Genomic DNA, 25572 nt, shown 5'->3' with positions numbered 1-25572 from the left:
TCCGACGATGACGACGCCGACAGACCAGCCCTTCCTCGATGCGGTGCGCCGAGCCGACGTCGGCTGGTTGGCCGGCCGGCTCGACGCACGGCTCTGCTCTCCGGCCGTCCTCGGACGTCTCGTCCGGCACGAGGATGCGCGCATGCGATACCTGGGGCTGGTCCTCCTCACCGAGCGCGTCACCTCGGGCCGGACGGGCGACGAGCAGGAGATGGCCGAGCTCGCGGGGCTGCTGCCGGCATCAGTGCCGGGGGCGCCGGAGGAGGCGCTCGTCCTGGCGCGGCTCCACGAGCGTCTGGGGCCGTATCTCCGGGGGCGCCGCCGGCCGTCGTGGCGTACGGCCGATCTGCCGGTACGGGTACGGATCGCCTGGCTGCGCGCCGAGCTTCTGAACGATCCGACGCTGCTCCGCGAGGAGCCCGCGGGCGAACTGCTCTACCAGGCCGTACGGGAAGCGACCGCCACCTGCGCGCACCGGCCCGAGCACCTCGTCAAGGAGCTGGTGGACAGCGGCGATCCGGTGTTGCAGGCCGACGCGCTGCGGCTGGCCCGGCAGGGGCTGCACGCCGGCCTGCTGGCCCCCGCGCTGGTGCGGGCACACGTGATCAGCCTGCTCGGTGCCGGCAGTACGGACGTGGTCGCCGCCGCACTGGGTGAACTCGCCGATCCCTGGGCGGCGTTGGATCCACTGCCGCCCGGGCGCCTGTCGCCCTTCCTCACTGCCGACGCGGTGTTCACCCGGCCCGGGGCGGCCGATGCCGCACTCGCGGCCGCGGCCCGCCACGGGCACCGCGGCCTGCTGCGGCAGGTCATCGACGATCCGGAACTGCCGCCGGGTCTTCGCCGGCGCGCGATGGAACTGCTCGGCGAGCTGGCGGACCGCGGTGACATCGGCGCACTGACGGCCATCGCCGCAGAGGACCCGCTGCTGTTCGGGGGTCCGGCGGTGACCTGCCTGCGCGGACTCCACCGGCGCGGGCACTTCCCGGACGGCCCGCACGTCCCCTCCGTCATCGGCCTGGCGCTGGCCGATCACTCGATTCCGCCCCACGAGGTCGCGACGGTCCTGTTCACCTGCCGACAGGACACGCTCCGCGTCCTGGTGGACGCGGCACCCGACGACCCGAACTGGCCGCGGCGGCTCGCGCTGCTGGTCGCCCTGGCCGGACAGGGGGCGGGGGAGCTGCCGATCGGGGACGCGATCACCCGCCTCCTTCCCTCGGCTCCCGTACCCGGGCCGTTCCTCGACGCCATCCGTGCCGTGCGCCACGGGGAGGGCGAGGACGCCGTGATCGCCCTCCTGCCGTCGGCGCCCGCGGCGGCCCTGGACGCTCTGGAGGCCATCGGCGGGCACCGGACGGTGACGGCGTTGCGCGAAGGGCTCGGTCTCGCCGCGGGGGAGGGCGGGGGAGACATCGCGCCGCATCTCCGCGCGGTGCGCAACCGCGCCCTGGAGGTGCTGTGGCACCTGACCGACGATCCGTCACAGCGGCGCGCCCTCCTCGTCCGCCTCGATCCCGCCGATCTGCCGACTCGCATCGCGGCGGACCTCGGTGGGCCGGACGAGCGGGAACTGGCTCTCCTGAGCTCCCATCTGGACCCGGACCAGCCGGTGGCCGCACTGTGCAGACTGGCCGCCCACGGCGGCGCCGGCACGCTCCCGGTCATCGCGGACCTGCTCCTGCGCATCGTGGCCGAGCTGGCGGCGGGCCTGGAGCCGGGCGGAGCCGCCCCCCGCCTCGACGACGGACCGCCGGCCGGGGAGCCCGTAGTGCCCCAGGAGATCCTGGACGCCGTACACGGCCTCGGCCGCCGGCTCCACGAACGGGGGCGGATCAGGCCGTCCTGCCTGCTCGACGCGGCGACCGCACAAGAGGCGGGGCACGCTCTCGTCGCGACCGTGGCGCTGGATCTGCTGGACCGCCCCGGACTGTCGAGCGGCGAGCAGGCGATCCTGCTCGAACTCCTGCTCCGAGCCCCCTACGCGCGCACCCGTGCGCGGGTGCACCGCCTGCTGCGGCACCGCGACCGGCACGTGCGCAAACACGTGATCGCGCTGCTCGCCCGCGAGACCACGAGGGAGGACGCGCAGGCGTTGTCGGCGACGTTGATCGCGCTGACCGCCGCCCAGGACGTCCAGACCGTCCGGCAGGCGCTGTTCGCCCTCCGTCACGCGCGGGCCCGCTGGGCCTCCACCGCGATCGCCGCCTGCCTCGGCCATCCGAACATGAACATCAAGAAGACCGCCGCCGCGGTTCTGGCCGGCACGGGAACGCCCGCGGTGGTACCGGCGCTGCTCTTCCGGCTCGGGCGCCACGACAACCCCGGCCTGCGCGCCCTGCTCGTCGAGGCGCTGCGCGCCATCCTCGGCGACGCGTACCCGGCGACGGTCCTCGCCGCCGCCGAACACAGCGATGACGGCCGCGCCCGCGCACTGCTGCTGGAAGGCCTCGACCGCATGCTGCCCGTGCGCTCGGTCCGCGCACTGGACGACCAGGGGTCACCGGTCGCACCGGCCCTGCTCGCCCTGGTGGCGACCGGTCGGGTCGGCCTCGCTTCCGGGACGGCCGAGGACCTGTCGACGGCCATGGCCCGGCACGGCATCACCACGCCCGCCGTACCCGGTCCGGCGGTGGACACCGGGGCGAACCGCGACATCAGGTCGCTGGAGACGGAGGGCTGGCACACGCCGGTCGCGCTGCGCCTCGCGGCATGCCACGAGCTGCCGCGTCCCGTCCGGCTGCGCGTGCTCCGGCCCCTGTTGCCGGACTGGCTGCGCCTGGCCGCCTCCGACCCCGCCGAGCGGGGCCGCGTCCTGCGGCTCACGCTCCGGGTCTGCCCCGCACCGTGGACGACCGGGGAACTGGCGGCCTTCGCCCGGTCCACCGGGGTCCTGCTCGCCGGGCTGGCCGGGTTCGCCGGGTTGGACGGGCTGGCCGGGTCCGACGAGGCCTCGGCGGAAGACCGGCAGGGCCTCCTGACGGTACTCGCAGCGGTCGCGCCGTCTCTGCCCGCGGTCGAGAAGCTGGCCGTCGCCGACGCGGTACGCGCGCTGCCCCGCGCCCCCGCGGACAGCCCGTCCACACTGACACTGCTCCGCAGCCTCGACGCGGTACTGGTCCGCGCCGACCTCGACCAGGCCCTGGCTTCGGCCCGGCTGGGCACCAACCCCCGGGAGGCCGAGACCGCCGTACTGCGGGACGCGTTCGCCGCCCCGCGGCCCCCCGAAGCCATCGAGTCGGCCGAAGCCGAGGCGTGGCGGGCCGCGCTGGACGCCGCGGTGCGCACACCGGGCGCCCTGGAGGAATTCCGCCGAGCCGACCGAGCCGACCGAGCCGACCGAGCCGACCGGGTCGGCCGACCCGACAGGCAGGACGACGGCACCGTCCCGGCCCCCCGGGACCGCCTCCTCTCCGCCCTGATCGACGTCCACGCCTCGGCCGGCCCCGAGGTCCGCGCCGCCCTCATCGACTGGATGACGGACGTCCAGCCCCTCGACGCACCGCTCTGGACCCTCGCCGAAACCGCCCACGCACCGGCGCCGGCGCCGCAACCGCGGACCGTGCACATCGACGATCTCGACCAGCCCCGTTCGACCGCCCTACGGGAACGCCTGCTGGCCATGCTGCGGGCGTCCGCGCAGGACCGCCGGCACGCCGCGGCCCTCGCGCTCCTGGAGTGGCCCGAGCCCGAGTGCAGGCTTCCCGTGCTCCGAGCGTTCCTGCACGGCCGCGTCGACGTACCCGTCGGTGCCGACCTGGCCCGCACACTGAGCGCGATCGACGAGAGCGAACTCCGCGCGGACGGCATCCTGCACGACAGGGTCGCCCTCGTGGCGAGCCGGCTCGACCCCGGGGACCTGGAACCGCTGGTCCCGCTGCTGCTGGAATGGTGGGAGCACGACCCGCCGTCCGGCAGCTCCGCGGCCGGGCAGGCGCTGGTCCAGGTCCCCGCCGACGTACTGGCGCAGCACCTCGGCGACCGCCTCGACGCCGGCGCCTGGGGGTTCCTCGACCTGCTCGACGGGCGTTCCCTGCTGCGCACCCCCGCGCTGGAGCGGACCTGTCGGCGGCTGCGCGCCGAAGGACGCGACGACCTCGCGGACGGGCTGCTCCTCGTGGACGGTCCGCTGCGCCGCCCGGACGCGGCGCGGCAGGACGCCGACGCGCTGGCAGCGCTCCGCGACCGTGCCCCGGCCTCGGCGGCGGCAGCGTCGCAACCCACCTCGCGACAGGAGCTGTTGGATCTGGCCCGCACCGGCGACCCGGTACGGATTCGCCAGGCGCTCACGCGGCTGACCGAGGCACACGGCGGCCCGGACGCAGACCAGGACCCCCGACTACTCGACGTCATCGACGAGTTGCTGCGCCACCCCAAGCCCAGGGTCCGCCTGCACGCCCACCGGACCTCGCGGGCCATGCTGGACCGCCGGACCTACCTGCACCACACGTCGATCCTGCTGGACGACCCCCAGCCGGACCTGGTGCGCACGGCGATCCGGACTCTCTGCCACGCGAACTGGGTCCCCGCGATCCCCACGATGACGGGAATGCTGGAGCACCCGCATCACGTGGTCCGCAGGGCTGCGGCCGAGGGGCTCACCAGAATGGGCGAGCCGGCGATCCAGGCTCTCAGGCAAGCCGCCGTCCGCGCCCGCCCCGACCGGCGGTCCCTCTACGCGGAGATCCTCGAACGGATCACGGCCGACGACGCCCACTCCCGGCAAGCCCGAGGGGGCACGGTCTGAGCGACGTGCCGGCGTCGTCAGGTCCCCACCGGGCGGGGCTGCTGCAGCGCGGCGGCGACCACGTCCAGGAGGCGCTGCCACGAGGCGAGCGACCGCTGGTGACGCGCCTCTTCGAGTCCGCTCAGAATGCCGGCCAGCGGAATGCCCAACTCCGCCAGGGTGCCGAGCGCTTGTCCGCACGGCGCCCCGGTCGTCTCGTCCTGCTGGACGCGGCCGTGGTCGGCGATCGCCCAGAGCAACTGCTCCGAAACGGCGCTGACCGTGTCGGGGGCGAACAGGCCGTCCGCGTAGTGGGTGTCCCGGTAGCCCGAGCCGCTCACCGCCGTCGCGGCCCAGACCAGTTGCTGACGCCTGGCCCCTTGCTCCGTGTACGGCTGCCAGGACTCGCCCGCGTACGTCTCCCGGTGCCGCGCGAGGATGGAGTGGGCGACGGCCAGGGCCGTCCTGCCGCGCAGGGCCAGGGCCCGATCCGTGCCGATGGCGTCGAGCAGCGGGTCCACCGCGGCGTCGACCGGGCTGACGTGGAACGACGCCACGGAGTGGATGCGCGACAGCGGGCGGCCCGCCTCCGAGGCCTGCGCCAGACCGGCGAGATGCGCGGCGGTGACCTGCTGGTAGCGCTCGGCGGAGAAGACCGAGGTCGCGTGCACGCCGATGCCCTCGGCCAGGCACGCGGTGATCGCCCACAGGCCCGTGTCGGTGGCCGGGATCTTCACGAGCAGATTGGGCCGGTCGACCTTCTGCCACAGCGTGCGGGCCGAGTCGAGGGTCTCCTCGCGGCCGTGGGCGAGCTGCGGGTCCATGTCGACCGACACCAGCCCGGTGGTGCGGTGGCGCACCAGGTGGGTCGGCAGCAGGACGTCGCAGGCGTTCTGGATGTCACGTACCACCAGCTCCGACACGGCCCGGCCCGCGTCGGACTCGTGACCGGCCAGGTCGCGCAGCTGTTCCGCGTAGAAGGAGCCCGTGGCCACCGCGTGGTGGAGCAGCTCCAGGTTCGTCGTGGCCCCGGACACCCGCCAGTCGCGCACCAGAGCGGCGAGGGCGTCGCTGCCCAGCAGGAAGCGGCTGATCCCGTCGATCCAGAAGGAGACGCCGCCCTCGTTCAGCTGCGCCAGCCGTACCGCCGTCATCGAGTTCCCCCACGGGGCGCGGGGAGGAGGCGGAAGGGGGAGGCCCGCACGACGGGCGGCTCGATGGGTTGTCGCGGCGCGGTCACCGTTCGCTCAGTGCTCCTTTGGACGGGAAGCGAGGGGTTCGGAGTGCCCCGTACGACTTCACCCTGACCTTGGCCCACGGTGGGGAGGAGCAGAAGGGAGCAGTCAAGACTTCGTCAAGTATGCGGTGGTATCACGTCACTTAGACGCAATTGTGGGCAGGGGCCTTACGGGGCCTATGCAGGGGCCCTACGGGCCGCTCGGTGGCCGGAGCCCCGTCACTCCGCGGCCCCGGTCCGGGAGCGGGTGCCGAGGGTCGTCTCCCGTTGCTGCCGCAGGACCCCTCGTGCCCGCAGGACGCGCAGCGCGAGCTGCACCTCCACCGCGCGCTCGCCCTTCTGCCAGCCGGTGCCGAGCAGGCCCGTGACCCGCTCGAGCCTACGGGCCACCGTGTTGGCGTGGATGTACAGGGCCTCGGCCGCGTGGGTGGGGCTCTGGCCGGCGGCGAAGTACGCCTCCACGGTGGCGATCAGGTCGGCCCCGCGCTCGGAGTCCTGCTCCAGCAGGGGGCCGATGGCCGAGGCGACGAACCCGTCCACGTCGCGGTCGTCGGAGAGCAGCAGACCGAGGAAGCCGAGGTCGGCCATGGACGCCGCGGTGCCCGCCTCGCCCAGGACGGTCAGGGCGTCGAGGGAGCGCTGCGCCTCCAGGTGCAGCCTGGACACCGAGGGGAGGCCGGTGGCGGGTCCGGCGGCGCCGACCGTGGGGGGATGGGTCAGGGAGGGCGACAGCTCGTCGGACACGGCGCGCGCGGCGGCCGAGGCGTCGGTGCCCGGCAGCAGCAGTACGATCCGGCCGTCCCGCACCGTTTTGAGCCCCCGGCGCCGGTGGCTGTACGAGGACGCCCACACGACGGCCTTGCCGTGCTCGCCGCCCTCGGGCCGGACCACCACGATGACGTACGGCTCCTCCAGGTCCACGTGGAGCTGCTGGGCGCGGGTGGCGAGCCGGCGGGGCATCCGCAGCGGCACGGCGAGGAGTTCGTCGAAGAACTCGTCACGGACCGGCCCGGCCGCGACCGCCGTGCTGCGCTGGATCACCAGCAGCGTGGCCACCGCCTGTCCGGCGAAGCGGAGGAACCGCTGGGCGTCGGCGTCGAGCCCGGAGTCCGACCGCAGTACGACGATGCCCAGGTTCTCGGCTCCGGCGCTGACCGGCGACGCCCAGTGCCCGGGGGAGAGGGGGACGGGGCCGCCCGCGGCGTGCGCTTCGAGCACGGTCCGGCCCGTCACCGCCTCGCTCAGCCCGTCCGCGTCGCCCGCCGAGGCCAGGATCTGCCCGTAGGAGTCGCTCACCACCAGCCCGGCGTCCAGCGTGTTGGCCGCCGCGCTCGTGAGCTGCTGGAGATCGCTTCCGTCGAGGACCATCGAGGTCAGCCGGGACTGGGCGTCCCCCAGGTCGGTCAGGCGCGCCACGGTGACGCGGGACTGCGCGCCGAGGGACTCCAGCTCGGCGATCCGCGTCCGCGTGCGGTCGAGGAGTTCGGCCTTCTCCAGGGCGACCGAGGCGAAGTCCGCGAGCGAGCGCATCACGCTGATCTCGTCCGGCGTGAAGTGCCGCACCACCCGGTTCGCCCCGTAGAGCACTCCGATGATGGTGCTCTCGCGGAGGATGGGCACCGCCATGATCGCGGATAGCCCCTCGGCGCGCACGACGTCGTCGACCTCGGGCCAGTGCGGGATGCGGTCGTCGTTGAGGTAGTCCGTGCTCCAGAACGGTGCGCCCGAGGTGAGGACCAGATCGCTCAGACCGCGCTTCTTGCGCACCACGAGGCCCACGTTGAGCGCCGTGGTGTCGCCGTCCGAGCTGTGGACGTAGGAGTTGCCGTCGGCGCCGGGCAGGCTGACGTAGGCCATGTCGAAGCCGAGCAGCCTGCGGGCCCGGCTGGTGACGACCTTCAGAAGGGTGTCGGGACTGGAGGGGACCGTCATGTCGTGGACGGTGTTCACGAGTCCGGTCATGAAGGTCTCACGGCGGCGCCCCTGGCTCACCGACGCCTGGACGTCCAGGGCCAGATGCGTCGCCCGCTGGAGTTCGGACATCTGGTCCGGCGGCAGGGGTTGCTGCTGGGCGCTCTGGAGCATCTCGTGGAACCGGGACGGAGGGGAATCCTGTGCCAACAGTTCCAGAACGGCGAGCGCCGGACCACTGATGGGCTCCTCGCCCTTCACTCTCGCTTCCCCCTCCAGACCCGACCGGACCTCGACCAGCCGATTGGTTTGAACCTATGTGGCCCCCTTGTGCGGGTCAAGCGGGCTCACCCCGGGCTCACCCCGGGTTCACGGTACGACGTGTGGCTGCAACATCATCCGATGCCCGCGCGGTGTTGCGGCACCACCTTCTGCCGGTCCGCAGACTCGGCAACGATCAATGGAGGGGGCGGCAACGGGCTTCTTCCGGTGCGGGGGTGCACGCGCGGCGTGCGTCGGGAACGAGGAGCGGGATGTCGGCGATCAAGAACTACGAGCGGTCTCTGGAAAGGAGCAGAGCCTCCCTGCACCACGAGGCCAGGCCCCGGACCTTCACCCTGGCCGGCGCCGAATGGCACCTCCTGGACGGGGTGTTCGCCCCGCCCTTCTCCGCCTCGACCGGCGTGGCCATGGACCTGCTCGGCCTCGCCGGGCCGGCTCCGACGCCGTGGCGGGGCTCGTTCCTCGAGGTGGGCTCCGGCACCGGGGTCATCGCCGTGTCCGCCGCGCTGGCGGGCTCTGACCGGGTCACCGCGCTCGACATCAGCGAGCAGGCGGTACGGAACACCGCCTTGAACGCGGCGCGCCACGACGTGGCGGACCGGGTGCGGGCCGTGCACAGCGATCTGTTCGACGCACTCGGGCCGGGCGACCGCCACGACACCGTCTACTGGCATTCGAACTTCGTCCTGGCCCCGCCGGGATACCGCTACGCCTCGGTGCACGAGCGCGCCTACGTCGACCCCGGCTACCGGGCCCACCGGCGGTACCTCGCCGAGTGCCTGTCCTACGTGGCGCCGGGCGGCCGGGCGCTGCTGCACTTCAGTGAGCGCGGCGACCTCGCGACGCTGGAGGCGCTGGCCGCGGAGTGCGGTCGCAGGCTGCGGGAACTGCGCAGCCGGACGGTGCGGGAGGGCGCGGAGAGCGTCGAGTACGCGCTGCTGGAGATCGTCTGACGCGCCTGCCGCGTCCGACGCCCCATCCCCAGGCGATCGCCATCCCCATGTGAGAGAACAGCCGTGCGGACTCTGCTGATAGACAACTACGACTCCTTCACCTTCAACCTGCACCACTACCTGGCCCGGGTCAACGGAACCGATCCCGTGGTGATCCGGAACGACGATCCCCGGTGGGACCCGGCGATGCTCGCCGAGTTCGACAACGTCGTCCTGTCGCCCGGCCCCGGACACCCCGGCCGCCCGGCCGACTTCGGCATCTGCCGGGAGGTCGTCGAGCACGGCGGCCTCCCGACCCTCGGCATCTGCCTCGGCCACCAGGGGCTGGCGCTGGGCCACGGCGGCGCCGTCTCCCGGGCTCCCGAGCCCCGGCACGGCCGCACCTCGACGGTGCGGCACACGGGCGCCGGCCTGTTCCGCGGTCTGCCCGCCTCCTTCGAGGCGGTGCGCTACCACTCGCTCGTCGTGACGGACCTGCCGGACGGCATGGAGGCGGTCGCGTGGACGGAGGACGGCATCCTGATGGGGCACCGGCACCGGAGCCGCCCGCAGTGGGGAGTGCAGTTCCATCCCGAGTCGGTACTCACCCAGTACGGCCATGAACTGCTTCTCAACTTCAGGGAGTTGACCGCCGAGTGGTGGCAGTCCGTGCGCGGTGCGGGGCGGCGCCCCGCACCGCGGAAGGCGGTCGATGCCGCCCGGCGCGACGAAGTCCCCGTACCCGAAGTCCCCGTGCCGGAAGCCCCCGCCGAGCCGGAGACCCGCCGTCTGCGGGTGCTGGCCTCGCAGTTGCCGACCCGCTGGGACGACGAGGTCGTCCACCAGCGGCTCTTCGGCGCCGCCGAGAATTCCTTCTGGCTGGACAGCAGCCGGCCCGACGCGGAGGCCGGCCGGTTCTCCGTGATGGGCGCGGCCTGCGGGCCGCTGGCCCGCGTGGCCAAGGCCGACGTGTGGAGCCGCACGGTCACGGTCGCCTCGGCCGGGGGGCTGGAGATCGTCTCGGGCGGGTTCCTCGACTGGCTCGACCGCGACCTGCGCGGCATGCGCACCGAACTCACCCTGCTGCCCTTCTCGTTCACTCTGGGGTGGGTCGGCTACCTCGGATACGAGCTGAAGGCGGAGTGCGGCGGTGAAGCGGTGCACCAGGCGGAGGACGCCGACGCGGCCATGGTCTTCGCCGACCGCGCCGTCGTCCTGGACCACCTCACCGGTCTCACGTACCTGCTGGCCCTGGTGGAAGACGACGAGGAGGATGCGGCCCGCGCCTGGCTGACCGCCGCCGCGGCGGAGCTGGAGTCGCTCGCGGGCGTACCCGCCGAAGAGCGGAGCCTGCCGGCGCCGGCCGCCGCCGGGATCCGGCTGCGCCATGAGCACGACGGCTATCTGCGCCTGATCGACGCCTGCCTGGAGGAGATCGCCGCCGGCGAGACGTACGAGATCTGCCTGACGAACCTGGCCGCGGCCGACGGCCCCGTCGACCCGTGGGAGGGGTACCGCGCGCTGCGCCGCTTCAGCCCCACGCCCTACGCCGCGCTGCTGCGCTTCGGTGAGCTCTCCGTGCTGAGCACGTCCCCCGAGCGGTTCCTGCGGCTGAGCGCGGAGGGAGTCGCCGAGTCCAAGCCGATCAAGGGCACCCGCCCGCGCGGGGCCAGCGTGCGGGAGGACGCCGAGATCGTCGAGGGCCTGCGCACGAGCGAGAAGGACCGCGCCGAGAACCTGATGATCGTCGACCTGGTGCGCAACGATCTCGGCCGGCACGCCGAGACCGGCTCGGTCGAGGTCAGCGGGCTCTTCGAGGTGGAGACGTACGCCACCGTCCACCAGCTGGTCAGTACCGTCCGCGCCAGACTGCGCGCCGACCGCAGCGCCGTGGACCTGGTGCGGGCCGCGTTCCCGGCCGGCTCCATGACGGGCGCGCCGAAGATCCGCACCATGCAGATCATCGACCGGCTGGAGGCCGGACCGCGCGGTGTCTACTCGGGGGCCATCGGGTACTTCTCGCTGTCCGGCGCCGTCGACCTGAGCGTGGCGATCCGCACCGCGGTGGTGACGCCCGGGCGCGTCCGCTACGGCGTGGGCGGGGCCGTCGTGGCGCTGTCGGACGCGGAGGGCGAGTTCGAGGAGACCGCGGTCAAGGCGGCTCCGCTGCTGATGCTCACGGGGGCCGAGTTCCCGGGCCGGCGCAACACGGACGCGGTGCACGGCTGAGCCGGGCGCGCACCCGCGCACCGATCCACCGCATGCGCGGTGGCCCCGGCACCCTCGTTCCCCCCTCCGGGCGGGAGGAAGAGGAGGGAAGGAGCGGCCAGGTGGTGGTGGGAGCACCACCCGGGGGAGTGGTGAGGGAGCCGCCGCACCTCGCCCGAGGACACCGGATTCGACCATGCTCGACGTTGATCGAGGGAACTCAGTATCGGAGGGGGAGACCCGTGAGTGTGACCGTCGGCGAAGGAAGCGCGGTACGCGCGCCGTCCTGGTCCGCGTCCCGGCCCGGCGGCCTGCCGGACGTGCGCGAGTCGGTGGCCTGCGGGCTGGGCGAGGTGCTGTTCACCTCGTTCGCGCGCCGCGACCAGCGCCGCAAGGGTGAGCAGTACCTGCACGGGCTGCTCCGGACGCAGGGCCGCAAGTCCATCCGCAACATCGCCGCCCAGGTGGGTGGTTCGGCCACCGAGCAGAGCCTGCACCACTTCATCAGCAGCTCCACCTGGGACTGGCGGCCGGTGCGCGAGGCGCTCGCGGGCTACCTCGCGCGGTTCTCCGCACCGCAGGCCTGGGTGGTGCATCCGCTGTCCATCTCCAAGGCGGGCGAGCAGTCGGTGGGAGTGGATTACGGGGTGGACCCCTGCACCGGGGTCTTCCGGGGCCAGCGGGCCTTCGGCGTCTGGCACGCCACCGAGACGCTCAGCACCCCGGTCAACTGGCGGCTGTTCCTGCCCGACCTCTGGCTCGGCGACGAGGAGCGGCGACGCCAGGCCGAGATCCCCGACGAGATGGGGCGGGAGACCCTGGAACAGTGCGCGGCCACCGCCGTCCTGGAGATGCTGGGGTCCTGGCGGGTGGCCGCCCGCCCGGTGGTCCTCAACACCCACATCAACCGGATCGCCGCCACCATGGGGCGGTTCACCGACGCCGGGGTCCCGGTGATCGCAAGGATCCGGGGCACCGCCCAGCTCATGATGGGCGACCCCGCGCTGCCCGGGTACGACGGAGGGGTCATGGAGGCCCAGCGGATCCTGGCCGGCGTACGCGGGCTGCGCCGCCCCGTCAGGACCGCCGGGCCGGACGGCGGTCCTGACGACACGCTGGCCGCCGCGGTCCGGGTGGCGTGCGCGGGCGAACTGCCGACCCACCGCAGGGCCGGCGCGGTCGGCGCCGTCGGCGGCCTCACCCTGGTCGGGGAGTGGCGCGGCACGCAGGGCCTGCCCGCGAACCTGTGGGTCACCAACGCGACGTCCGCCCCCGCCGAGGTGCTGCTCAGGCTCACCCGGCTCGGCGGGAGGGCCTGCCAGGACCTCACGGGAGCGGGTGAGGACGTCGGCCTCAAGGACTTCGAGGGGCGTTCCTTCCGCGGCTGGCACCGCCACATCACCCTGGCCTCCGCCGCGCACGCCGTCGCGGCCCTGGCGGGGCCGGACGGCGCCGCTCCGACGCCATGGGAACCGCGGGGACTTGACGGACTCCGGGCCACCTGACGTAGTCGCCGCGGCGGCGTTGGCGACGCCCCGCGCGTCCCGCACGATTCAAGCCACAGGGCGCTGGGGCGAGACGACTTACGAGGTCCCGAGGGGGGAGTGCAACCGTGACATCCACCGGCAGCCCGGGTGGTGACGTCCAGCCTGATTCCGCGCGCGTCGAGAGAGTGCCGATCGACCGGCTGCGGCCGTCCGACTCGCCCCGCGGCGAGGCCTGCGACGAGAGCCACGCCCGCGCCCTGGCCGGGTCGGGTCGGGAGTTCGACGCCCTTCTGGTGCACCGGCCCACGATGCGCGTCATCGACGGAATGCACCGGCTGTCCGCCGCCCGGCTGCGGGGCCACGACATCGTCGCGGTGCGCTTCTTCGACGGCAGCGAGGCGGACGCGTACGTCCTGTCCGTGCAGCTGAACGTCCGGCACGGCCTGCCGCTGTCGCGGGCCGAGCGCCGTACCGCGGCCGAGCGCATCCTGCGCACCCACCCGCACTGGTCCGACCGCGCCATCGCGGAACGCACCGGCCTGAGCGGAAAGACGGTGGGCATACTGCGCGGGGGTGTGAGTGCGGAGATTCCTCAGCCACACACCCGGGTCGGCCGCGACGGTACCGCGCGTCCCCTCAGCAGCCTCGACGGCCGATTGCGCGCGGCGCACCTGATCGCCGCCGACCCCACCACCTCGCTGCGCGAACTCGCCCGCAGGTCGGGGCTCTCCACCGCGACGGTACGAGACGTACGCGACCGGCTACGGCGCGGCGAGGCCCCCGTACCCGCGCCCAGGCGAGGCGCCGCCGGCCCGCAGCGGGCGGCGGCGGTGACCGTGCCGGCCGCGGGTCAGGGCGGGAGCGAGGTCCGCCCGGACCCGGTGGCCGCGGCTGTGCGCAACCTGCTCAAGGACCCCTCCCTGAAGGGCAGCGAAACCGGCCGGGAGCTGCTGCGCGCACTGCTCGCCACGGAGCTCACCCGGCACCAGCGGCAGCGGATCGCCGCCGTTCTGCCCGAACACTGCGCCCCGCTGGTGCGCGCCGTCGCCGCGCAGCGCGCCGCCGAGTGGAACGCCCTGGCGGACGCGATGGCACCACGCCGCGAACGCCGCATGAGCGCCTGACGCGTCTCCCTTTTCCTTTGCCATTTCCCTTTGGCGGGTCGCTCCGTCCTGTCCGCATTCCTGCGCGATGCCGCACGGGAGATCCGGCGCCGAATTTCCTTCCACGCACAGCGGCCCGTGATTAGGCTGCATCGAGTCAGATTCACCCACGAGAGAGGGACATCCATGTCCGAAATCGTCTCCGAAAACACCGCCGGATTCACCGACGCAGCCGAACTGCGCCGAAAGCACCGGGCCGTCGTCGAGCAGTACATGAACACCAGGGGCGAGGACCGCCTGCGGCGTCACGAGCTCTTCACCGAGGACGGCAGCGGCGGTCTGTGGACCACCGACACCGGCTCCCCGATCGTCATCAACGGGCGCGACCGGCTCGCCGAGCACGCCGTGTGGTCGCTGAAGTGCTTCCCGGACTGGGAGTGGTACAACGTCCGTGTTTTCGAGACGGACGACCCGAACCGCTTCTGGGTCGAATGCGACGGGCACGGCCTCATCCGTTTCCCCGGCTACCCCGAGGGCTACTACGAAAACCACTTCCTGCACTCGTTCGAGCTGGCGGACGGGAAAATCAAGCAGAACCGTGAATTCATGAATCCCTTCGAGCAGCTGCGCGCACTCGGAATTCCGGTGCCGGTCATCACGCGTGAGGGAATACCCACCTGACGGGTTCTCCACAGTCGAGAGCCCGGTTCCTCCCACCCTTGGAGAAACAGCATGGAAAACGTCCTGCACGCCGATCAGTCCCGGGCCGCGCTCCAGCAGCCCCCGTGGGGCGACCCGCTTCAGGTCCAACGGGTCCGGAAGACCCTGGAGGCCAGGCCCCCGCTCGCCCGGGCCGACGACATCCGTACGCTGCGTTCTCTGCTCGGCCGGGTGGCCGCCGGTGAGGCCCTGATGATCCAGGCCGGCGACTGTGCCGAGGACGTCAACGAGCACACGCCCGGCTACGTGGCGCGCAAAGCCGCGGTCCTCGACCTGCTGGCCGGCACCCTGCGGATGGCCACGCACAAGCCGGTCGTCCGGGTGGGCCGGATCGCGGGCCAGTTCGCCAAACCGCGCTCCAGCCCCACCGAGTGGATCGGCGGAGTGGAACTCCCCTCCTACCGCGGCGACATGGTGAACGGTCCCGAGCCGGACGCCGAGAGCCGGCGCCCGGACCCGCTGCGCATCCTGGCCGGCTACATGGCAGCCAACGACATCGTGGAAAACCTCGGCTGGAAGACCCGTACCGAGGGCCAGGGCATCGAGGCTCCGGTGTGGACCAGCCACGAGGCCCTGCTACTCGACTACGAGCTGCCGATGCTGCGCCGGGACGGGAGCGGCGGTACCTACCTCGGCTCCACCCACCTGCCCTGGATCGGTGAGCGCACCCGGCAGGTGGACGGCGCCCATGTCGCCCTGCTCGCCGAGGTGTTCAACCCGGTGGCCTGCAAGGTCGGACCCGGCATGACGCCGGCGGAGCTCCTCGCCCTGTGCGAGCGGCTCGACCCCGCCAGGGACCCCGGCCGGCTCACGCTGATCGCCCGGATGGGAGCGGGCCCGGTCGCCGACCGGCTGCCTCCCCTCGTCGAGGCGGTCCGCGCGGCGGGCCACCCGGTGATCTGGCTGACCGACCCGATGCACGGCAACACCGTCACGGCCCCCGACGGCAACAAGACCCGCATGCTGCCGACGATCGTGCGCGAGGTGCGCGGCTTCCAGGAGGCCGTGCTCGCCGGCGGCGGAGTCGCCGGCGGCCTGCACCTGGAGACCACCCCGGACGAGGTCACGGAGTGCGCCACCGACGAGGCCGCCCTCGCCCGGGTCGGCGAGAAGTACACCAGCCGCTGCGACCCGCGCCTCAACCCGGGTCAGGCCGTCCACGTGGTGTCGGCCTGGAACGGCTGACCCCTTCCCCTCAGGATCTGGAGACCAGGGCCATGCCCGGCATACCGCCCATCGAACCCTACGCGCTGCCCACCGCGGGCGACCTGCCCGCCAACACCGCCCGATGGACCGTCGACCCGAAGCGTGCGGTCCTCCTGGTCCATGACATGCAGCGGTACTTCCTCAAGCCCTTCCCGTCGCCCCTGCGCGAGGAACTCATCGCCAACGCGGCCCTGTTGCGGCAGTGGAGCGTCGCGCACGAGGTCCCGGTGGCCTACACCGCCCAGCCCGGCGGCATGGGCGACGCGCGGCGCGGACTCCTCAAGGACTTCTGGGGCCCGGGCATGCGCACCGACCCCGCCGACCGGGAGGTCGTCGCCGAACTGACCCCGGGACCGGAGGACTGGCTGCTCACCAAATGGCGCTACAGCGCCTTCTTCCGCTCCGACCTCCTGGAGCGCATGCGGGCCGGCGGACGCGACCAGCTGATCATCTGCGGCGTCTACGCACACGTCGGGGTCCTGATGTCGGCGGCCGAGGCGTTCACCCACGACATCCAGACGTTCCTGGTCGCCGACGCCGTAGGCGACTTCTCGGCCGAGTACCACGAGCTGGCCCTGCGGTACGCCGCCGAGCGCTGCGCCGCGGTGCTCACCGCCAAGGAGGTCCTCGCATGAGCGGGCGGCCGCCGTCGTTCCGGGGGAGCGGATCCGCCGTGCCGGGGCTGCTCGAACGGATCCTGGGAGGGGAACCGGGCCCGTTCGCGGTGCTGCACCGCCCCGAGGCGACCGGCCCCGGGTACCTCGACGTCCTGGTCGGCGAGGTCTCGCAGCCGGACACCCTGGCCGGGATCCCGCTGCCCGAGGGCCTGCCGCAGGGCGGGGGAGTACGGCACGACGTGCTCGCGGTCGTCCCGTACCGCCAGATCGCCGAGCGCGGATTCGCGGCCCCCGACGACGGCGCGCCGCTGATCGCGCTGACGGTCACCGGCCAGGAGACCGTACGCGTGGCGGACGCGGTGGCGCGGATTTCCGACGTACCGACCGAACTGCGCGATCCGCACTTCGACGTCAGCGACGAGGAGTACGCCGACACCGTGCGCGGCGTCCTCGCCGACGCCATCGGCACCGGAGAGGGCGCCAACTTCGTCATCAAGCGGTCCTTCGTCGCCGACATCGGGGACTACGGACACCATCGGGCCCTGGCCCTCTTCCGCCGTCTGCTCGCCCGGGAGGCCGGCGCCTACTGGACGTTCGTCATCCACACCGGCGACCGCACGTTCGTCGGCGCCTCGCCCGAGCGGCACGTCAGCGTCCGTGACGGGGTCGCCGTCATGAACCCGATCAGCGGCACCTACCGCTACCCCGTGTCCGGCCCGGAACTGCCCGGGATCATGGACTTCCTCGCCGACGGCAAGGAGACCGACGAGCTGTACATGGTCGTCGACGAGGAACTGAAGATGATGGCCCAGATCTGCCCCGAGGGCGGCCGGGTCGTCGGCCCGTACCTCAAGGAACTGGGCAGCGTCGCGCACACCGAGTACTTCATCGAGGGGCACACCGACCGGGACGTTCGCGAGGTCCTGCGCGAGACGTTGTTCGCCCCGACCGTCACCGGGAGCCCGCTGGAGAGCGCCTGCCGGGTCATCGAACGGTACGAACCGCAGGGTCGCGGCTACTACAGCGGGGTCGCCGCCCTGATGAGCCGTGACGAGTACGGCACCCGTCAGCTGGACTCGGCGATCCTGATCCGCACCGCGGACATCTCCGCCGCCGGCCGCCTGAGCATCGGGGTCGGCGCCACGCTGGTGCGCCACTCGGATCCCGCCGCGGAGGCCGCCGAGACCCGGGCCAAGGCAGCGGGCCTGATCGCCGCCCTTCAGACGCCCGCGGTCAGCCGCTTCGCGGAACACCCCGCGGTCCGCGCCGCCCTGGGCAGCAGGAACGACGCCATCGCCGACTTCTGGCTGAGCGACGTCGGCCTGCGGCTGCGGCCGGCGCCCGACCTCGCCGGCCGCCGGGTCCTCGTCGTCGACGCCGAGGACACCTTCACCGCCATGATCGCCGGACAGCTCCGCTCGCTGGGCTTCGTGGTGACCGTGCGGCGCTTCGACGAGAGCTACTCCTTCCACGGCTACGACCTGGTGGTCATGGGGCCGGGGCCGGGCGACCCGGGCGCCGGCGACCACCCGAGGATGCGGCATCTGCGGGCGGCGGTCGACACCCTCTTGCGCGAGCGGCGGCCCTTCCTCGCCGTCTGCCTGAGCCACCAGACACTCAGCCTGCGCCTCGGCTTCCGCGTGCACCGCAAGGACGTGCCCAGCCAGGGCGTGCAGAAGGCCGTCGACCTGTTCGGCGCCTCCGAACGAGTCGGCTTCTACAACGCGTTCGCCGCCGTGAGCGACGAGGACCTCGTCGAGGTCGACGGGGTCGGCACCGTCGAGGTGAGCCGGGACCCGGACACCGGAGAGGTGCACGCGCTGCGCGGACCGCACTTCGCGTCCATGCAGTTCCACGCCGAGTCCGTACTCACCCGGAACGGCCCGGGCATCGTGGCGCGCGCGGTACGCGGCGTGCTGGCCCCGCCCGCTGCGGGCGGCGCCGCGGACGCGGCCGTGCTCCCGGACACGGCCGTGCTCCCGGACACGGCCGTGCTCCCGGACACGGCCGGACAGGCGAAGCCGCGCGCCACCGTCTGACCGACCACCATTCGCACTTCGCTCAAGGGGAGAGACCCGACCATGCACAAGTACGCCGTAGTGGACGCCTTCGCAGAGGAGCCCCTGCGCGGCAACCCCGTCGCCGTCTTCTTCGACGCGGACGACATCCCCGGCGAGCGCATGCAGCAGATCGCCCGGGAGATGCACCTGTCGGAGACCACGTTCGTGCTCGCACCGCAGCACGGAGGAGACGCCCGCATCCGCATCTTCACACCCGTCAACGAACTGCCCTTCGCCGGGCACCCGATGCTGGGCACCGCCATAGCGCTTGGCGCCGAGACCGATCAGGACAAGCTCCTCCTGGAAACGGAAATGGGGGCCATCCCCTTCGAACTGGATCGCAGGGACGGCGCGGTGGTATCGGCGCGCATGCAACAGCCCATACCGACGTGGGAGTTGTTCGACCGGGCGGATGAACTCCTGTCGGCCGTCGGTGTTCGGGAGTCGACCCTGCCCGTGGAGATCTACCGCAACGGCCCCCGGCACGTCTTCGTGGGGCTCGACAGCGTCGAGGCGCTGTCCGGGCTCCATCCCGACCACCGGGCGCTCGCCGCGTTCGAGGACCTGGCGGTCAACTGCTTCGCGGGGGAGGGGACGCACTGGCGCACCCGGATGTTCTCGCCGGCGTACGGAGTGGTGGAGGACGCGGCCACCGGCTCGGCAGCGGGACCGCTCGCCCTGCACCTGGGCCGCCACGGACTGATCGCCCCAGGGCAGCCGGTGCAGATCCTGCAGGGCGTGGAGATGGGTCGCCCTTCCCTGATGCTGGCCCGCGCCGAGGGGACGGGAGAGCGCTTCGTCTCCGTCGAAGTCGGCGGCAGCGGAGCCCTGTTCGCCCGGGGCACGGCGCTCGTCTGACCGGAGCGCCCAAGACTGCGCCCGCGCCCGCACCCGCCGCCCGCACCAACGCCGTCACGGCCACGACACACCGCACGACCACGGAGGCAGCAATGAGTTCAACCAGGTCGGAAACGCTCACCGGCACCGTCGAGATCAGCTTTCCCGAGTACGACGCACCGCCCCCCGGCCCGGCGGGGCTCGTCCGCGACTGGTGGGACACCGCCGCGCGCCTCGGCGTACGGGAGCCGAAGGCGCTGGCGCTCGCCACCGCCGACGAGCGGGGACGGCCGTCGACCCGGATCGTCGCGGTGAACGAGATAGCCGATGAAGGCTTCGTCTTCGCCACGCACGTCAACAGCCAGAAGGGCCGCGAACTCACCCGGAACCCCTGGGCGTCGGGCGTCCTGTACTGGCGCGAGACCAGCCAGCAGATCAGCGTCAGCGGCGCGGTGGAGGTCCTCGGCACCGAGACGGCCGACGCCAAGTGGCTGGAGCGGCCGCTCTTCACCCATCCCGCGTCGGTGACGTCCCGGCAGAGCGAGGAACTGCTCGACATGGCCGCCTTCCAGGCCGAGGTCGCCCGCCTGGCCGACGCCGGACCGCTGCCGCGCCCGGCGACCTACGTCGCCTGCCTGCTGCGGTTCGACAGCGTGGAGTTCTGGGCCAACGGCGAGAACCGCGTGCACCAGCGCCTGCGGTACGACAGGGACGGCGACGGGTACACGGTGCGACGCCTCCAGCCGTGATCGTCTTTGCGGTGCCGAACGTTGCCGGGCCGTCGCGGATGACTTGACATAGTGCGGTGCGGCCCATCGCCAGGCATCGGCCGCCTGTGCAGAATTCATTGAGTGAACGAAGAGTCCGAGGAAACAGAGAAAACCGGACCGGGCGATGCCGAGGGGATAGCGGCGGCCTATATCGCGGCTTGGCGGGGAAAGGAATTCGACGCCTTGAGATCCCTCTTGGCGGACGATTTCTCCTACGTGGGGCCGCTCGCGACCCTCGACGATCCGGACCAGTGCCGGGAATCCCTGGAGCGCATGTCACCGGTGACAACGGACCTCGTGGTGGAACGGGTCTTCGTGTCGGAATCCGACGTAGTCACCTGGTTTACCTTGCACACCAGTATCGCCGGGCCCACTCCTGTCGCGAACTGGATCCATGTCGAGGACGGAAAGATCAGCCGAATTCGAGCGGTCTACGACCCGCGCGCCCTGATCTCCGACTGACCTCCGGCCTCCCCCGCGCCAGACACCAGACCACAGACCGACAGACGACAGACCGACAGACGACAGATGAGGATGCGCATCCCGATGACGACACAGCGCGAGAGAGCACACGAGCCCGAGGATCTGGCCCGGCTGTGGGTGGAGCGCGCCAACGAGGCCGACGCCGAGGGCATGGCCGCCCTCTACGAACCGGACGCCGTCATGGCCTTCCCGATCGGCCACGAGCACCACGGCCGCGATGCCATACAGAAGGCGTTCGAAGGGATGCTCGCGAAGTTCTCGTACTTCCCGATGGAGACGTCGCTGCCCACGCTGCGCCTGGGCGACATCGCCCTCACGTCGAGCGTCCCGCAGGACAACAGCCGGGGCCGCTACCAGGTGGCGCGGCGGCAGCCCGACGGTACCTGGCTGCGCGTCCTGCACTCGTCCGGCTACTTCGGCGAACCCAGCTGACCAGCGCGGGCCGGCGCCCCCTCGGAAAGGAAAGCAATGTGATGAGCGCGACCGTTGTGCCTGCCGATGCCTACACGACAGGTTTGCTGAGCAAGGACCTGCCCACTGAACTGGAGCGGCTCCAACTCCTGGAGAAGACCTACGACCCGGGCACCGTGCAGGCCCTGGGACGACTGCCGATGCGGCCGGACTGGCGGTGCCTGGAACTGGGCGCCGGCGCGGGCTCCATCGCGTACTGGCTCGCAGAGCGGGTGCCCGAAGGCTCCGTGCTCGCGCTGGACATCGACCCCCGGTTCATCGACGGAGACCGCGCCCCCCACCTGGAGGTGCGGGGGTCGGACCTGACCACCGACGACTTTCCCGCCGACTCCTTCGACCTGATCCACGCCCGCGCGGTGTTCATGCACCTGCCGCGGCGCGAGGAGATCGTCGAACGGGTCATGCGCTGGCTGGCCCCCGGCGGCTGGCTGGTCCTCGAGGACGTGCACTTCCTGCCCGCGGCCGACTCCGCGTACCCCGCGTGGCAGCAGGTCCACGGCGCGTACCTGGAGGCGCTCGCCGGACAGGGCATCGACCTGTCCTGGGCGCGGCGCATTCCGGCACGGCTGGAAGCGGTCGGCTGTGACTCGGTGGGCGTCTCCGTCACCCCGGGCGGTCTCGGCGTGGACGCGGTGCAGGACCGGCTCCTGGCCACCCGGCTCGTCCAGAGCGGCCCGCGACTGGTCGAAGCGGGCCTGGTCACCGCCGGACAAGTGGAAGCCGCGCAGGCCCTGGTCGCCAGTGAGCCCGCACCGGACGTGTCGACGTTCGTGTATTCGGCCTGGGGAAGGAAACCTCCCCGCTCCGCCCCCTGACAGATCCCCATCCCCATCCCCATCCCCTTCCCCCTCCCGCTCCGGCGTCCTCGCCGACGCCGAAGCACTTCCCCGAAGTGTTCCCCCTGACGGCGGTGTGAAAGTCATGAGTTCCACTCGATCGAAAACAAGCACGGACGATTCCGTGCCACTGGTGGCGAAGAAGGTATCGGCCACGGCAATCGCCTGGCTCTCGTTCACGACCATGTTCGTGATCGGAACCGACACCTTCCTCGTCGCCCCGATGCTGCCCGTGCTCTCCCGCAGTTTCGACGTCTCCACGAGCATGTCCGGCTGGATGGTGAGCGCCTACGCCCTCGGATTCGCTCTCTTCGCGCTGGTGGCAGGCCCCCTTTCCGACGGCAGGAACCGGCGCAGCGTCCTCCTCCTCGGCTTCGCCGGCTTCGCAGTGGCTACGGCCCTCTGCGGAGTGGCACCGAACTTCTGGGGCATGATCGTCTTCCGGGTGCTCGCCGGCATGTCGGCCGCCCTGGTCACCCCCCAGCTGTGGGCTTCCATTCCGGTCCTGGTGCCCGCCGACGCCATCGTGAAGACCATGGGCCTGGCCGGCGCCGGCATGTCCATCTCGCAGGTCGTCGGCGTCCCGATCGGCGGCTGGCTGGCGGCCAGCTCCTGGCACGTGCCGTTCTTCGCGGTCGCCGGTCTCTCCGCCGTCGTCTGGCTGGTGCTGTTCCGCGTCTTCCCCTCGGTGCCCGCCGCGCCGTCGGCCGGCGGCGGCTTCTTCTCGGTGTACGCCGGCCTGTTCCGCTCCCGCACCTTCACCTGGTACCTCGTGGGGTATCTCGCCTACCAGACCGGCGTGTTCGAGACCATCTCGTTCATCGGGTCCTGGCTCTCGCGGGACTTCGGGCTGGGCGTCACGGCGATCAGCACCGCGATGATGGCGCTGGGTGTCGGCATGGCGATCACCTCGATCTTCGGCAGCCACCTCATCAAGCGGCTGGGGGAGGAACGCACGCTCGCCTACGCCTTCGTGGCGCTCATCCTGATCTACGGCGCCGTGCCGTTCGCCCCCAACCTGGCCACCGCGATCACCTTGCTGGCCCTCGGCTCCGTCGTCCTCGGCCTCAACTACCCGATCTTCATGGCCATGTTGCTCTCCTGTACCACTGCGGCACGCGGCACGGTCTCCTCCCTGGCCACGACCGCGCTGTACATCGGGACCATGATCGGAGGCTTCGTGGGCGGCTCCCTGCTCTCCGCCTTCGACGGCTTCCACGGGGTCTCCGGATTCACGGTGGTGTGCCTCGTGCTGGCCGCGCTCGTGTTCGCCGGAACCGGAGCCTTCAGGCCCAAGAAGGCGGAGCCGGCCGCGGCCTGACCGGGACGTTCATCACCCGCGGGACCAGGGGGAGTTCATGAAGAGTGCCGCGTGGCGCGAAGCAGTCGGTAACCGGTCCGGCGACGCGGACCTGAGGGCCCTGTGCGACCCGCTGTTCGCCTCGCTGAACCGGAGCGATCAGCGGGCCCGGGCCGCGAAGTACGTCGAAGGGCTGCTCGTCACCGAGGGCCGCCGGTCCTTCCGCAACATGGCGGCGTGTCTGGGCGCCGGGACCGCGCTGGAGCAGCGGCTGCACCACTTCGTCAGCTGTTCCACCTGGGACTGGATGCCGGTCCGGCACGCCCTGGCCGCCCGGTCGGCGGCCGCCGCACCTCTCGACGCGTGGGTGGTGCGCCCCGTGCTCACGCCGAAGGAGGGCGACGACATCGCCGGCGTTCACCGCCGGTACGTCCCCGACCTCGGGGCCGTGCGCACCGTGCAGTACGCCGTGGGACTCTGGGCCGTGTCCGGGGCCCGGTGCCAGCCCGTCAACTGGCAGTTGCTGCGGCCCGGCGTCCCTGACATCGGGACCCCGACGGAGTGCGCGACGGGTGTGTACCTCGACCTGCTGAACGGGCCCGGGCGGGGACTTCCGTCCAGGCCGGTGGTGGTGGCCGTCGACGGAATCGACGTGATCGACGCGGTCCGGCGACTGCGCGCCGCCCGGTTGCGGTTCCTCGTCAAGGTCAGCCGGGCCGTCCCGCTCGGCCTCCTCACCCCCGCACCCCTCCCCGGCACGGAGGACCTGCTCCTCTTCGGATGCGGTGCGGGCGGTGGGGCCGGGCCCGACGAGGTGTGGCTCACCGACCTGCTGGAAGCCCGTCCCGCGGAGCTGGTGGCCCTGGCGGCGTCGGCGCGTACGGTCGAGGACTCCTTCGCGCGGATCACCGACCCGGTGGGCGCACGGGACTTCACGGGCCGCACCTTCGAGGGCTGGCACCGCCACCTGACACTCGTGTCCGTGGCGCACGCGGTTCGCGCGACCGCCCGGGGCGCCTCCGGTACGGCAGAGCCCGTTCTCGTTCCGGGTGAGTTCGAGCGGGTGCGCCTGGCCTGATCCCGCACGCGGCGTGCGGCTCCGCCCCCCGCTGACCCGTTTCCACTGATTCCACCGCATCCAACGGACTGCTCAAGGAGTGCCATGTCCCGCCGTCTCTTCACCTCGGAGTCCGTGACCGAGGGTCACCCCGACAAGATCGCTGACCAGATCAGCGACACCATCCTCGACGCGCTGCTCCGTGAGGACCCGACGTCCCGCGTCGCCGTGGAGACGATGATCACCACGGGTCTCGTCCACGTCGCGGGGGAGGTGACGACGAAGGCGTACGCGCCGATCGCGCAGCTCGTCCGCGAGAAGATCCTGGAGATCGGTTACGACTCCTCGAAGAAGGGCTTCGACGGCGCTTCCTGCGGCGTGTCGGTGTCGATCGGCGCGCAGTCCCCGGACATCGCGCAGGGCGTCGACACCGCGTACGAGAAGCGCGTCGAGGGTGCCGCCGCGGGCGAGGAGGGCGACGAGCTCGACAAGCAGGGTGCCGGCGACCAGGGCCTGATGTTCGGGTACGCCTGCGACGAGACGCCCGAGCTGATGCCGCTCCCGATCCACATCGCGCACCGCCTGTCCAAGCGGCTGTCCGAGGTCCGCAAGAACGGGACCGTCCCCTACCTGCGTCCCGACGGCAAGACCCAGGTCACCATCGAGTACGACGCAGACCAGGCGGTGCGCCTGGACACCGTTGTCGTCTCCTCCCAGCACGCCTCCGATGTCGACGTCGAGGGTCTTCTCGCCCCTGACATCCGCGAGCACGTTGTCGAGCACGTCCTGAACCAGCTCGTCGAGGACGGCATCAAGCTGGAGACCGAGGGTTACCGCCTGCTGGTCAACCCGACCGGCCGTTTCGAGATCGGCGGCCCGATGGGCGACGCCGGTCTGACGGGCCGCAAGATCATCATCGACACCTACGGCGGCATGGCCCGCCATGGCGGCGGCGCCTTCTCGGGCAAGGACCCGTCCAAGGTCGACCGCTCCGCCGCCTACGCCATGCGCTGGGTCGCCAAGAACGTGGTCGCCGCCGGTCTGGCCTCGCGCTGCGAGGTCCAGGTCGCGTACGCGATCGGCAAGGCCGAACCCGTCGGCCTGTTCGTGGAGACCTTCGGCACGCACAAGGTCGACGTCCAGAAGATCCAGGACGCCATCGGCCAGGTCTTCGACCTCCGCCCGGCCGCGATCATCCGCGACCTCGACCTGCTCCGCCCCATCTACGCCCAGACCGCCGCCTACGGCCACTTCGGCCGCGAGCTGCCCGACTTCACCTGGGAACGCACCGACCGCGTGCACGCACTCCGTGCCATAGCGGGGGTGTGA

General features: G+C 72.1%; 19 protein-coding genes. 17 read left to right on the top strand and 2 right to left on the bottom strand.

The features are described from left to right. Nucleotides 1-7: 7 nt before the first annotated feature. On the top strand, nt 8-4747 hold the full coding sequence (locus AC061S_RS22890) for a HEAT repeat domain-containing protein (RefSeq protein ID WP_478687815.1): 4740 nt from the start codon (nt 8-10) through the stop codon (nt 4745-4747). 17 nt (nt 4748-4764) lie between these two features. Here AC061S_RS22890 and tal read toward each other — a convergent pair whose 3' ends face one another. Next, nucleotides 4765-5880 carry a transaldolase gene (tal, locus tag AC061S_RS22885; protein ID WP_478687814.1) on the bottom strand — a complete coding sequence of 372 codons (1116 nt, stop codon included), beginning with the start codon at nt 5878-5880 and terminating at the stop codon, nt 4765-4767. Between the two features lie 302 nt (nt 5881-6182). After that, entirely contained in the window at nt 6183-8135 is a 1953-nt protein-coding gene (locus tag AC061S_RS22880) for a helix-turn-helix domain-containing protein (RefSeq protein ID WP_478687813.1), read from the bottom strand. A gap of 272 nt (nt 8136-8407) precedes the next feature. Here AC061S_RS22880 and AC061S_RS22875 point away from each other — a divergent pair, with 272 nt between their 5' ends. From AC061S_RS22875 to metK, 16 genes are all read left to right on the top strand, one after another. Next, entirely contained in the window at nt 8408-9109 is a 702-nt protein-coding gene (locus tag AC061S_RS22875; RefSeq protein WP_478687812.1) for a methyltransferase domain-containing protein, read from the top strand. Nucleotides 9110-9172: 63 nt separating this feature from the next. Beyond that, complete coding sequence (gene pabB, locus AC061S_RS22870) at nt 9173-11317, top strand: aminodeoxychorismate synthase component I (RefSeq protein WP_478687811.1); 2145 nt, start codon at nt 9173-9175, stop codon at nt 11315-11317. Between the two features lie 290 nt (nt 11318-11607). Beyond that, nucleotides 11608-12801 carry an IS701 family transposase gene (locus AC061S_RS22865; RefSeq protein WP_478687845.1) on the top strand — a complete coding sequence of 398 codons (1194 nt, stop codon included), beginning with the start codon at nt 11608-11610 and terminating at the stop codon, nt 12799-12801. Between the two features lie 107 nt (nt 12802-12908). Beyond that, nucleotides 12909-13907: a hypothetical protein gene (locus tag AC061S_RS22860; RefSeq protein WP_478687810.1), complete on the top strand. Its 999-nt coding sequence runs from the start codon at nt 12909-12911 to the stop codon at nt 13905-13907. Between the two features lie 165 nt (nt 13908-14072). Then, nucleotides 14073-14567, top strand: a complete 495-nt coding sequence (locus AC061S_RS22855; RefSeq protein ID WP_478687809.1) for a PhzA/PhzB family protein — start codon at nt 14073-14075, stop codon at nt 14565-14567. A gap of 51 nt (nt 14568-14618) precedes the next feature. Next, entirely contained in the window at nt 14619-15791 is a 1173-nt protein-coding gene (locus AC061S_RS22850) for a 3-deoxy-7-phosphoheptulonate synthase (RefSeq protein WP_478687808.1), read from the top strand. A 32-nt stretch (nt 15792-15823) separates the two neighbouring features. Next, nucleotides 15824-16447: an isochorismatase family protein gene (locus tag AC061S_RS22845; RefSeq protein ID WP_478687807.1), complete on the top strand. Its 624-nt coding sequence runs from the start codon at nt 15824-15826 to the stop codon at nt 16445-16447. Continuing rightward, nucleotides 16444-18468 (top strand): anthranilate synthase family protein, encoded by a 2025-nt coding sequence (locus AC061S_RS22840; protein ID WP_478687806.1) that lies wholly within the window; start codon nt 16444-16446, stop codon nt 18466-18468. Before AC061S_RS22845 ends, AC061S_RS22840 begins: the two co-directional genes overlap by 4 nt. Nucleotides 18469-18510: 42 nt before the next feature. Continuing rightward, a complete protein-coding gene (locus tag AC061S_RS22835) occupies nt 18511-19347 on the top strand; it encodes a PhzF family phenazine biosynthesis isomerase (protein ID WP_478687805.1) in 837 nt (278 codons plus the stop codon). A 92-nt stretch (nt 19348-19439) separates the two neighbouring features. Beyond that, entirely contained in the window at nt 19440-20075 is a 636-nt protein-coding gene (gene phzG, locus AC061S_RS22830) for a phenazine biosynthesis FMN-dependent oxidase PhzG (protein ID WP_478687804.1), read from the top strand. A 102-nt stretch (nt 20076-20177) separates the two neighbouring features. Then, nucleotides 20178-20558 carry a nuclear transport factor 2 family protein gene (locus tag AC061S_RS22825; RefSeq protein ID WP_478687803.1) on the top strand — a complete coding sequence of 127 codons (381 nt, stop codon included), beginning with the start codon at nt 20178-20180 and terminating at the stop codon, nt 20556-20558. 84 nt (nt 20559-20642) lie between these two features. Next, entirely contained in the window at nt 20643-21011 is a 369-nt protein-coding gene (locus AC061S_RS22820; protein WP_478687802.1) for a YybH family protein, read from the top strand. Nucleotides 21012-21052: 41 nt separating this feature from the next. Beyond that, a complete protein-coding gene (locus AC061S_RS22815; RefSeq protein WP_478687801.1) occupies nt 21053-21865 on the top strand; it encodes a class I SAM-dependent methyltransferase in 813 nt (270 codons plus the stop codon). 154 nt (nt 21866-22019) lie between these two features. Continuing rightward, nucleotides 22020-23207 (top strand): MFS transporter, encoded by a 1188-nt coding sequence (locus AC061S_RS22810; protein WP_478687800.1) that lies wholly within the window; start codon nt 22020-22022, stop codon nt 23205-23207. A gap of 37 nt (nt 23208-23244) precedes the next feature. After that, a complete protein-coding gene (locus AC061S_RS22805; protein WP_478687799.1) occupies nt 23245-24264 on the top strand; it encodes a transposase in 1020 nt (339 codons plus the stop codon). A gap of 84 nt (nt 24265-24348) precedes the next feature. Continuing rightward, entirely contained in the window at nt 24349-25572 is a 1224-nt protein-coding gene (gene metK, locus AC061S_RS22800) for a methionine adenosyltransferase (RefSeq protein ID WP_478687798.1), read from the top strand.

The sequence above is a fragment of the Streptomyces sp. CA189 genome, assembly GCF_056428985.1.
Note: the sequence above shows the minus strand (reverse complement) of the source record. Positions and strands in the feature narration are given on the sequence as shown.